7 protein-coding genes and 3 pseudogenes are annotated in these 10,991 nt (G+C 59.0%); 4 read left to right on the top strand and 6 right to left on the bottom strand.

Annotated elements, in window-relative coordinates:
- Positions 1 to 80: 80 nt before the first annotated feature.
- Both NKH02_RS04325 and NKH02_RS04320 read right to left on the bottom strand, forming a co-directional pair.
- The gene (locus tag NKH02_RS04325; RefSeq protein WP_352876604.1) at positions 81 to 1,037 is read right to left on the bottom strand and encodes a choline/ethanolamine kinase family protein; all 957 of its coding nucleotides are present in this window, start codon (positions 1,035 to 1,037) and stop codon (positions 81 to 83) included.
- Positions 1,037 to 1,246, bottom strand: a complete 210-nt coding sequence (locus tag NKH02_RS04320) for a hypothetical protein (RefSeq protein WP_352869806.1) — start codon at positions 1,244 to 1,246, stop codon at positions 1,037 to 1,039. The genes NKH02_RS04325 and NKH02_RS04320 overlap by 1 nt, the downstream gene beginning before the upstream one ends.
- Positions 1,247 to 1,347: 101 nt before the next feature.
- Between NKH02_RS04320 and NKH02_RS04315 the strand changes: the two are divergent.
- Positions 1,348 to 1,710, top strand: a pseudogene (locus NKH02_RS04315) (type II toxin-antitoxin system VapC family toxin); the annotation flags it as partial.
- 479 nt (positions 1,711 to 2,189) lie between these two features.
- On the opposite strand, the gene NKH02_RS04310 reads toward NKH02_RS04315, so the two are convergent.
- Positions 2,190 to 3,491, bottom strand: a complete 1,302-nt coding sequence (locus NKH02_RS04310) for a cytochrome c (protein WP_352869808.1) — start codon at positions 3,489 to 3,491, stop codon at positions 2,190 to 2,192.
- Positions 3,492 to 3,797: 306 nt separating this feature from the next.
- Between NKH02_RS04310 and NKH02_RS04305 the strand changes: the two genes are divergently transcribed.
- Positions 3,798 to 4,250, top strand: coding sequence for a (2Fe-2S)-binding protein (locus tag NKH02_RS04305; protein ID WP_352869810.1), 453 nt, complete (start codon positions 3,798 to 3,800; stop codon positions 4,248 to 4,250).
- A gap of 7 nt (positions 4,251 to 4,257) precedes the next feature.
- A complete protein-coding gene (locus NKH02_RS04300; RefSeq protein WP_352876601.1) occupies positions 4,258 to 6,411 on the top strand; it encodes a xanthine dehydrogenase family protein molybdopterin-binding subunit in 2,154 nt (717 codons plus the stop codon).
- Between the two features lie 102 nt (positions 6,412 to 6,513).
- On the opposite strand, the gene NKH02_RS04295 is transcribed toward NKH02_RS04300, so the two are convergent.
- Together NKH02_RS04295 and NKH02_RS04290 are read right to left on the bottom strand one after the other, a co-directional pair.
- Positions 6,514 to 7,662: an HlyD family secretion protein gene (locus NKH02_RS04295; protein WP_352869814.1), complete on the bottom strand. Its 1,149-nt coding sequence runs from the start codon at positions 7,660 to 7,662 to the stop codon at positions 6,514 to 6,516.
- Positions 7,659 to 9,365: a hypothetical protein gene (locus NKH02_RS04290; RefSeq protein WP_352869815.1), complete on the bottom strand. Its 1,707-nt coding sequence runs from the start codon at positions 9,363 to 9,365 to the stop codon at positions 7,659 to 7,661. The genes NKH02_RS04295 and NKH02_RS04290 overlap by 4 nt, the downstream gene beginning before the upstream one ends.
- 401 nt (positions 9,366 to 9,766) lie before the next feature.
- Between NKH02_RS04290 and NKH02_RS04280 the strand changes: the two are divergent.
- A pseudogene (locus NKH02_RS04280) lies at positions 9,767 to 10,775 on the top strand (DUF992 domain-containing protein).
- On the opposite strand, the pseudogene NKH02_RS04275 reads toward NKH02_RS04280, so the two are convergent.
- Positions 10,762 to 10,944: pseudogene (locus NKH02_RS04275) on the bottom strand (winged helix-turn-helix transcriptional regulator); the annotation flags it as partial. The pseudogenes NKH02_RS04280 and NKH02_RS04275 overlap by 14 nt on opposite strands.
- Positions 10,945 to 10,991 lie beyond the last annotated feature (47 nt).

Genomic DNA, 10,991 nt, shown 5'->3' with positions numbered 1-10,991 from the left:
TCACCATCGTGCCATGGCCGCTCGCCCCTCAGAGCAAGCGCCGTTCTCTCTCCAAAACTTTTTGCAGAACCTTCAGGACACTATCGCGCGCAGCCAAGCCTCCCAACGCGGGTCGTACATGACATCGCGTGCGCGCATATACTTCCAGACACCGTATTTCTGTAATCGAAATCCCACGTCTTGAGCTTGCGATTCACCACCGCCCAGGACGCCCATTTGACGTCGGCCAATGCGCGGTTGAGCATAACGCGGGCGACAATATCAGGTCTGATCGAGCCATAATATTGCTCGATCAGCTCAAGGATGAGTTTCTCTTCGTAGAACATTTCCGCAAACAGGACGCCGAGTTCGTAGGCGCGCTCATTGTTGGAAGCGAACTCGTAGTCGATCAGCTTCATCGGCAGCTGGTCCGCGGTGCCGCCGAGGCTGATCAGGAGTTTGCCGGGCATCGGGTCATTGAAGCAGGGAACGAGATCCAGGCCGGACGCCATGAATGCGGATCTGGCTTGCTCGTAGCGATGTTCGATCCACGGCATGGCAGGCGGAAAATGCGAGCCGAGCTGGCGGCCATGGTCGATGTGCTCATCGATCATGTCGAAGATGGTTTTAGTCAGCGACAGCGCCGGGCTCGCGTGAACACGGCGATAGATGTCGAGAACCGCGCTCTGGATCGCGGCGTTGGAGAAGTCCGCATTCGTACGGGCCCGATATCCCTGGAGGAATTCGCTGATCTCGACGCCGTCGACAGGGTCGAAGAACACGACCCGAGGGCCTACGCCAATGGCATGCGCGTTGCGTGCGGCCTGGTTGGCGACCACGCGGTCGACGAACATTTCCGATCCCGCGCCCGGGACCTTGACGAAATAGATTCGGCTGTCTCCGGCGACCTCGACGACCCAATTCTGGTTCATCAGGCCACCGACGAGTGCGCCATAGCGGATATCGCGGCCCTGCCATTGCGGCACCCGGCCGATGACCTGTTCCAGCGTGCGTTCGTGATCGTTGGCTGCCTGGCCAAGGGGCTTTCTGACGGACATCAGATCCTCCGCAGCGCTTGGCCGAAGCGCGGGTCGCGCAGGGCCATCCGGCAACGCAGGAATCGCCAGCTGGCGAATTTGTAGAATTCATGCGTATCGCGCGACGACTTCGCCGCAACCAGCGCCCCGATCAGGCCCCAACGCAAATCATCGGCGATTCCGTAGAGCCACGCCCGGTTGAAGGCTCTTTCGTCGAAGCCGCCGGTCATGCGCGAAAAGGCGTCGCGGGCTTCGGGCACCTCGTCGAAGGCCTCGACAAGAAAACTGCCGAGATCTTCCAGCGGATCGGCATTGGCCGCCCGGTCCCTTTGCCGAGCTCAGCCACCTGTTCGGCCGGCTCGACCCAGCGCACCCCACGACGAAGTCGGTCCTGAAAGTGGTTGCAGGCACGATTGAAGACATCCCAGTGCACCGGCTGCATGCACCCGACGCCACCGCCTGGGGACGCGCCGGCATGCTTGCCGGCCTGCTGTTCCGGCTGAGCCGTCTGCCGAAAGGGGAGGGGCATGAACGCCGCTTCCTCAACGATGCGCTGATCTTTCATCAGGCCGGTCTGCTGGGCGCGACGGTCCTGACCGGCAATGTTCGGGATTTCGATTACCTCAACCAGCTTGTTCCGTCGGTGCGTGTGATCTTCTACCGACCGGTGACAGACTTGCGCCCGCAGGGTTGAAAGCGTCTGTGGCAGATATGCCCGTGCACCGTGATCGTCCACCCTCTTTTAATGACCACCAGTCTTCAAAAAGGTCGCTGACACTCTCCTGCGACCGTTGAAACGCGGGCGACAACGGCCATTTCTAACGTAAGGACAAAAACGAGCGATAATGCCTCCGCGCGTTCGACTGGGGCACGTCGCATCGTGGCCTGCATCCTTCGCTAGGGGCTGCCTTCGCCAATTCCTGCCAGCCCTTGCAGCTGGGAACTGCATCATGCGGAAACCATCGGGGGGTGACCCCGCTGACTTTCATGACCTGTGATTCGCTCACGCACAGATGGCATCAGTCGAACAACCTTCGCCTGCCAGTGAACACTCAATGCCCAATCGATTGCACTGTTTGTCAAACAAGCGCTGGAAACATGGTGCTGTGCGTAGAAGCAATCCGCCTGCCCATCACCACTGGGGCAGGAAGTCCGATCGATCCCCGTAATCCGTTATTTCACCGGGCCGCGTGCTGCGCGAACGTCCGCCGGGCGAACGGAGCCCTTGGTCTCACCGAAGTGGGCCAGAACGAAATTCGCAAGCTGAGCAACCTCAACATCTGAAAGGATGGGAGCGAATGCCGGCATCGTTTCTCCTGTTCGACGCTCTTCGTTCGATGAGCCCTGCAGGATTACCCGCAGCAGATTGGCCCCCTTCGGATCGGCGAAACTATGGGCGCCGTCGATTGCCGCGCGCGGGTTAGATTTGCCCAGGGCATCCCACCCGTGACAGGCGGCACAGGCGCCGGCAAACAGTTTGCGCCCGGGATCATCGGATGTCGCGGAGATCTGATCGAGACCGGAATTCGTGCGAATATTTCTGTCCACGCTTAGTGAGAGACCGGTGGAAACGGCGGGCACTGTTCGCAAATATGCGACGATGGCCTCGATGTCGGTTTTCGGAAGCTTGCTCAAGCTGAGATCGACTGCCTCGCGCATAGAACCAGATGCTGATCCATGGCCATCAGAATGGCCACTGGCAAGATAGTCCGCAATCTCGCCGTCAGTCCACCAGCCGATGCCGGTCTGGTTGTCGCTTGTGATATTCCAAGCTTTCCAGCCGTCGACCTCGGCCCCGGACAGAGCTTTGCTTTGCACCCGCTGAAACATGAGGCCACGAGGGGTATGACACTCGCCGCAATGGGCGAGCGCCTCGACGAGATAAGCACCCGTGTTCCACTGCTGGTCGTGCGCGAGATCGGCCTTCATTGCGTCGTGCGGGACGAAAAGAATTTTCCAGGCTCGCATCAAGTAGCGCTGATTGAAGGGGAAGGCGAGTTCACTCGGTCGGGATGCAGCCGCCACGGGCTGAAGCGTACTGAGATAGGCTCGGATGGCTAGAACGTCGTCGTCGGAAAGAAGCGCATAGGACGCATAAGGAAACGCCGGATAGAGATCCTCGCCGTGTTTTCCAACTCCCGCCTTCACGGCACGGACAAATTCTGCGTCGCTCCAAGCGCCGATCCCTTCGACCGGATCAGGCGTGATATTCGATGAAAATATTTCTCCGAACGGAAGCGCAAATGCGACCCCTCCCGCGAATGGCTTGCCGCCTTTCGCCGTATGGCAAGCTGCACAGTCGGCGGCGACCGTCAGATACCGGCCACGTTCCACCAGTGTCGTACCGGTTGGCTGCCTGCTGCTGGCAGAGACCTCATTCAGACCGTGGGGCCAAAAGAAGAATGCCGCCGCGCCCGCGGCGCAGATCACGGCGACCACAGCCACCGAATAGATTGCTTTATGAAATCGCGTCACGGCCGATACCTTTTTGAATTCGACTGACTGAGCGAGCCCGGGTTACCGGGGCCTCGGCTTGCCGAACACGATGCGTCCCCATTTAGGGCACGATCTCGTAGCCAGTTGTTCCGGGGGTATATTGTAGGATTCAGGCCCGGGACCGCCGGTCGCTGCGAACTGGCTCCTTTGAAACCCACGCAGCGCTGGATGATACAATTCTTGGAGCCCGTCGTTGAGTATCCAAGCGCGAGGCGTGGTCCGTCCGTGCATGCGCTCCGCTGAGGGAGCTGTTGCCGACGATCCCCAAAGCGAGATGAAAAATCGATGAAAACCCTGATGGTCAACGATCGTCGTTACGAGGTGGACGTTCCCGATGACATGCCACTCCTCTGGGTCTTGCGGGATGTCATGGGGATGACCGGTACGAAATACGGCTGTGGTATCGCTCAGTGCGGGGCCTGCACTGTCCACCTCGACGGCGAGGCCGTTCGGTCTTGCCAGATTACGATGGCAATGATTTCCGATCAGAGGATTACCACCATTGAGGGCGTAGGTTCGACTGAAACCGGCAAGCGCGTGCAAGCCGCGTGGCTGGATAAAGAAGTCGTCCAATGCGGATACTGCCAGTCGGGCCAGATCATGTCGGCGGCGGCACTCCTGAATGTTCAACCACTTCCGTCAGATGAGGACATCGATGACGCGATGGCCGGCAACATCTGTCGATGCGCAACTTACATGCGAATTCGTGAAGCCATCCACCAAGCTGCATCAGTGTGAGGGTCCGATGATCGAAAACCTTGTTTCACGCCGCGGGTTCTTGAAGGGAACCGCGCTTGCGACCAGCGGCCTTCTCCTCTCGTTCGGGCTGCCCGGCGTTCTGCGCAGTCGTGCCGCGTTGGCCGAGAACACGGCGCCGAATTTCGCTCCGAATGCATTCATGCGGATCGACGGGGACGGGGTCACGCTCATCATGCCGCACACCGAAGTCGGGCAGGGCATCTATACTTCCAGCGCCATGTTGTTGGCCGAGGAGTTGGAACTCGAGCTGGATCAGGTGAAGGTTGAAGCAGCGCCTCCGGACCTGTCCAAATACATGGATCCGATCTTGCACGATCAGGCGACGGGTAGTTCGACATCCACTCGATCGGATTGGCTACGCCTGAGACAGGCCGGTGCTGCCGCTCGGCTTATGCTGGTTGCCGCAGCGGCCGCGCGCTGGGGGGTGGATGCCGCCACGTGTCGGGTCGAGAAGGGCATTATCCGGGATACTTCCTCCGACCGAGCGCTCTCCTATCTCGATGTCGCCACCGAGGCCGCGCTGCAGCAGGTCCCACAAGCGATACCTTTGAAGAAGCCCTCAGAGTTTCGACTGATCGGCACTCGAGCCAAGCGTCTCGACACGCCGGCCAAGGTCAACGGCTCTATGGTCTATGGAATAGACGTCCGCGTGCCGGACATGAAGCATGCCACGCTTGCACTCAGCCCCGTGAAGGGAGGTTCGATCGCCTCGATGGACCTCGCTGCCGCGCGAGCAGTTCCTGGCGTCATTGAGATCGTGACGTCGGCCGGTGAGGCGGTCGCTGTCATCGGCGAACATATGTGGGCTGCGAAACAGGGTCTGGAAGCTCTGCAGATCGAGTGGAACGCGGGAGTACATGGAACGGTCAGCACCGGTTCGATCATTGCGAAGATGAAGGCCGCCTCGCAGTATCAAGGGGTGGTGGTCCGCGACGATGCGAACGCTGTCGAAATGATAGAGGGCGCCGCGATCAAGTTGTCGGCGGTCTATCAGTCTCCATTCCTTTCACATTCCCCGCTCGAACCTCTGAACTGTACGCTCCATATTCGTGATGATGGCGCGGACCTTTGGGTGGGCACGCAAGTACCGGTTCGAGCCCAATTGGCCGTCGCCCATGCGACCGGCCTGGCTCCCCAGAATGTCACGGTGCATAACCTGCTCATGGGTGGGGCGTTCGGCCGACGGCTTGATATCGACACGATTGAGGTCGCTGCGCGTCTGCTGAAGGACATCCGCTATCCCGTCAAGCTCGTTTGGACGCGCGAGCAGGATATGATGCACGACTACTACCGGCCCTATTACTATGACAGGGTCGCCGCGGGCCTGGACAAGCATGGGAAGATCGTCGGTAGGACGCATAGGGTCACGGGTTCGTCCATCTTCGCCCGATGGGCGCCGGCCGCTTTCAAGAACGGGATAGATCCTGACGCAGTAGATTGTGCCGCCGAAACGCCCTACGACGAGACTGCCGTCTTGGCGGATTACGTTCGCGACGAGCCCGATGGCATGAATACAAGCTGGTGGCGCGGCGTCGGGGCGACCCACAATCTCTTCGTGATAGAAAGCTTTGTCGATGAGATGGCCCACGCCGCAAAGCTTGATCCGCTCACTTTTCGCCGCCGGATGTTGACGAAAAATCCCCGCGCTTTGGCGGTCCTTGATCTTGCGGCCGAAAAGGCAGGTTGGGGCAAAAGCCTGGCGCCGGGGCGGGGGCGTGGAATCAGCCTACAGGTGGCGTTTGGCAGCTACCTCGCCCATATCCTTGAAATCGAGGTCAGCGCAGATAACACGATCCGGCTGCTTCGTTCCGTAATCGCTGTTGATTGCGGCATCACCATCAACCCCGATACTGTAAGAGCGCAGATGGAAGGGGGCGTCCTGTTCGGACTGAGTGCTGCGATGTTCAATCAGGTGACTGTCACGAATGGCGCAGTGGACCAGGCGAATTTCGACAGTTATCGCGTCCTGCGGATCAACGAGGTCCCTCGGATAGAGGTTTACCAAGTCGTAAGTGACGAAGAGCCTGGAGGCGTGGGTGAGGCAGGAACAGCCGCAGCGGCAGGCGCGCTGGGGAATGCCATCTTCTCGGCCACAGGTAGACGAATTCGCTCGCTTCCGCTAGCCTGCAACCTGATATAACTAAAAGCTGCCCAGCATCGTAACTGGGCGCTTCCGCATCCTTGCCGATCTCATCGTGTGAACACGGCCCGAAGTAAACTCCGGGGTGCGTCATGTGCCTGATCAAGGTGCGCGCGGAACTCCGGAAGTCGCGGATGCAGTATCTATAGAGGCTTCAACGCTCATGCCCGGTCCAAGGCGCTCCGCATTCGCCTGATCCGGGTCGATTGCGATCTTGACTGAAATCCGTTGTGGTATTTTGGTGAAGTTGCCAATCGCATTGTCTGTGCGCAAGACGGAAAACTCCGAGCCGGCGGCAGGCGATACCTCCTCAACCGTTCCCCGAAAACGCGCGCCGGCAAGCGCGTCGACAGTGAACAAGGCTTTTTGACCGGGTAGGATAGCCGCAGTCTGTCCTTCCTTGAAATTGGCGATCACCCAACGGACGGAGGGAACAAGGAAAAGTAACTGGCTGCCGTTCGTCACGTACTGTCCTCGTCGGGCGCCTACGTCGCTCAGCCGGCCTGCTTCCGGGGCAGTTACAACCGTGTACCCGAGATTAATTTCGGCCATCTGCAGCTGCGCACGCGCGCTTTCGACACTTGCCTCCAAGGCCTTTTCATTGATTTCAGCGGCAGCTTTGGTCTGCACTGCACTCTCGCGGCCCGCCTGCGCTTCCTGAAGCCCTGCTGCTGCTGTATCTTTAGCCGCACGTGCAGTGTCTTCGCTGCTGATCGAGCCTGAACCCTGCACTGCCAGGTAGGCCGCTCGACGAAAGTCCGCATTGGACTTAGCCAACTGAGCCTTGGCGCTAGCAATCTTTGCGTCGGCGGTCACGATATCGGCCACCCGCTGCGCGATGGTCTGCCGATTGCTTGCGAGGTTCGCAAGAGAAAGATCCAGATTGGCCTGTGCTTCTGCGACTTGGGATTTGTAGATGCGATCGTCGATCCGAAGCAGTTCTTCGCCCGCGGCGACGTTCTGATAGTCGCGTGCGGTGATCCGGTTGATGTAGCCGCTCACTTGCGGGCTGATTACGGTCGTGTGGCCGCGGATATAGGCATCGTCGGTCTTCACGATTGCCGTCGCGAAGGGTGGCAATTGCCAAGCCGCGAGAATAGCCGTCACCCCGCCAGCGACGAGCAATAGCGCGATCAGGTAGGACGGGAAACTCGTGGCCGCCGGGCGCCAAGAGCTCGGAACCGCGCCGGCCGGAGTTTGCAAAGGGCCGCCCGGAATGCCTTCGGTTGCAAGGGAAGGAGGTGTGCTCATGAGAGATTTCTCCGGGCTTGTTTGAAGACCGCGATCAGGACCACGCTGAGAAGCATGAGAAATCCAAGGGTCGCGACCAAAGAAATGGCCAGATAGACGTCGTTGTAGGCCGCCATTCGAGCGTTCAGGAGAATCTGCTGTGATAGTGCCTGGACACCTTCCGCGGCTCGTAGCGTGGGATCAGCAAGGACTGCCGAGTATTGTGAAGCGAGCGTTGAGGCGGTTCTCATCACCGTCGGGTCAGACCTCTCGACCTGTGCCGCAAAGTTCGCGAGATGATATTGCTGAGCGTGAAACAGGTAACTCTGCAAAAGAGAATTGCAGATCAGGGTTCCGACCGATTGAGTAATGCCGAAAACCGCGATGAAGCTTGTAAGCCCCACACCCCTCCTGATGAGCACCTGCCCGAGACCGAAAATGAAAACCGGGCCAAAAAACATGGTGGTCGCCACACCCATCATCGCCTGAGATACCATCAGCTGCTGCCCCCTTGTTTGAAGGCTCGAGGATGAATCGAGAAATGCGGCGGTCGCAGCGAATGCCAGCGAGATCAGGACGAGAAGGGGGAGGCGTGTCGGGGAGGCGAGGGCAGCGCTCGTTAGAAGACCAACGCCTGCACCGGCCAAAATGACCAGCGTTAGCGGTCTGAAGTCGTCGTTGGTGAGACCGAAGTCTCGCAGCATCGAGATTACACCGACCGCTTGTTCCGATTGAGCGAGCCGGCAAATAACGGCGATCATAGCCCAACGCACGAACGTGCCCGCGCTTAGCCATCGCACATCGATCAGCGGGCGCGCCCGGTGATACTCGATGGCAGCCACCAGCGCCAAGCACGGTAAGGCCGCCGCCAGGCACCAACCGATCCAGGATACGTTCGTCCACCATAGATAGCTCCCGACACCCATCGCCGCCCCGAAAAGTCCGATACCCGCCGCGTAGAGGCCGAAGGTCAGGGCGTCGAGCAGTTCAAATACCCGGGCCCTGATGGTTGGCGGGAGGCGGACGATCATCACGAGACCCAGGCTGACAAGGGAAAGTCCGAGCTCGAACAGATACAGTCCGCTCCAGCTATCAAATGCCAGGAAGTCCTTCGGAATAATCCACGCGATAGGCAGGGCGAGCTGAGGGGTGCCTAGTCCAAGCGTGACGGCCATCAGCCGACGTGTCGCGGACATCGCCTGGATCATGTAGAAGACACCGAGCGTGCTCATCGCTGAAGCACATATTCCGCTAGCCGCTCGCACAAGGATCGCGCTGGCCAGACTGCTGACGAGAAGGTGCGCGGTGATCAGGACGGCTTGCAAGGTAAGGAAAATCAGACAAAACGATCGTATACCAAACTGTTGGCGATATTTGACGAGAATGCAGCCGGTGATAGCATTCGTCACCAGGTAAACTGCGGGCAGCCAGGCGATCTCGCTGGTATTAAGTTCCAGCGCGCCTTGCAGGTAAGGCAGGTTCGCCGACACGAGGCCGTTGCCCAATGCGCCTGTCATTCCCGTGATCAGTGAGGTGATCCCGTAGATTGCGCGTCTATGCGGCGGATGAACAGGCGTCCCCGGAGATCCGGGGACCGGAGGGCGTTCGCTTTCCGCATACTCGAACGGCTCATCGTCTTCGAAGAAATGCCTGCGTCTTTCACTCACCGGATTTCGGGTGCTCAACCACCCTATCCAGCCGCCCACCGTCGACAGCACGAGCACACCCTTTCCTTGGATCCATGCCTAGCACCAAGTTGGTCACCAAGCTTGACGAAAGGATAGCCATGACCGAGACGGACGATTGCACAATCGTGCCCTTTCGTTCTGCGGCTAGCTCCGAGGCCGAAACTTCGGTTGTGGCATCATGATGAGACAAGCACGCCGCATCATTGTGTTCGAAGCATTCGGACGCCGGTATGAGGCCCTGCTGGACAATCGTGACTATGTCTAGAGCGCGACCCTGGGCTGCGTGAATTCGAGCAGTGTCGCCTCCCCCTGGAAAATATCGCCGTATGAGACCCCACCGAGGCTGCCACTGCATTGATACCCTCGGTGCGACGAGACCTGTCCAATTCGGTTTTTAAAAGGTGATTATCTGACCGTTTCAGACAAATTTGGACCTCATGGGGATCGAACCCGATCGGATCCACCAATTCGCTCGACAAGGAACGCCTTACGTTTCGGATTGTCCGGTCGATGTCCGCCGGACACAATTGTCGGCTCTCAGCTCGCCTGTCAGAAAAGGATCTCTTATGCGCTCTTCCTCAGCAATCGCTGCAACTCTTGCCGCGGCATCCCTTCTGGTTTTTCGACCGGCGTTCGCCGCCGAACATGTTGAGGTTCGGAGCCTGGATTGCGACGTTTCCGCAGGGATCGGCGTCATCGTCGGCTCACAACAGGATATCGCCTGTGTTTTTAAGCCGTCGGCTTCCGGCGCGTCAAAGTCCTATATCGGTAAGATTACCCGAGTTCGGCATTGATGTGGGCGAAATAAAGGCCGCCAAACTGGCTTGGCTGGTCTTTGCCCCTGCCAATCGAAATGAGAGCGCCTTGTCTGACACCTATGCTGGCGTTAGCGCGGATGCTGCGACCGGGCGTGGCCTCGGGGCCAAGGTTCTTGTTGGGGGCGAGCATGGCACGATTTCGCTGCAGCCGATTTCCCTCGAAGAGGATCAAGGTTTCAATATTGCAGTGGGCATCACGTCTCTGACGGTTGGGCAGCCGACTGATCATTCCGGTTGGCTCGGAACGTGTCTCAGGCGCGATCGATCATCGGGCAAACTTTGGGCGCTTGGCGCCGGTGCGCAAGTCCGCCCGTTGACCCGACTGCCTCCCCGATCATGCCATTACGCTGCCCCTCGGACCCAAGTGTTGAATAAATCCGACGAGGAAGAGGCCATGACTACGATTACCCCAACCGAAGCCTTGGCGAGAGCTTTGAAGCGGGCAAGGGCCGAGAGACGACGGCACTTCGCGGTTGCCGCAATCTGCGGGGTCGCGGCAATGACAGGAATGGCAACGCTTCTCTTGGTTCCACCGCCATCGCTTGGGACCTTGGCAGGCCTCGTGTTGGTAGCGGGCTGGCTCCAATTCATCGAAGCCGCAACAAGCCGCGACACCGGATCTCGTTGAATCGCATCGTTCCGCCGAGAAGGTGAAACAGGATGACTGATTTCCATTTCCCGTCAATGAGACCGATTGCTGCCTCAGCCGAGCAACCGGGACTGCAGTCGAACCGACAGTATCGAGCCTTACCTTTTGCGGTATCTTTTTTGGCACTACGTGCAAATTTCGTGCGTATTGCACCCTTTCTCAGCATGGCGCCAACTCATGCGTACATCAATCAGC

Source organism: Mesorhizobium sp. M1396, from assembly GCF_040317725.1.
Classification (GTDB): domain Bacteria; phylum Pseudomonadota; class Alphaproteobacteria; order Rhizobiales; family Rhizobiaceae; genus Mesorhizobium.
Note: the sequence above shows the minus strand (reverse complement) of the source record. Positions and strands in the feature narration are given on the sequence as shown.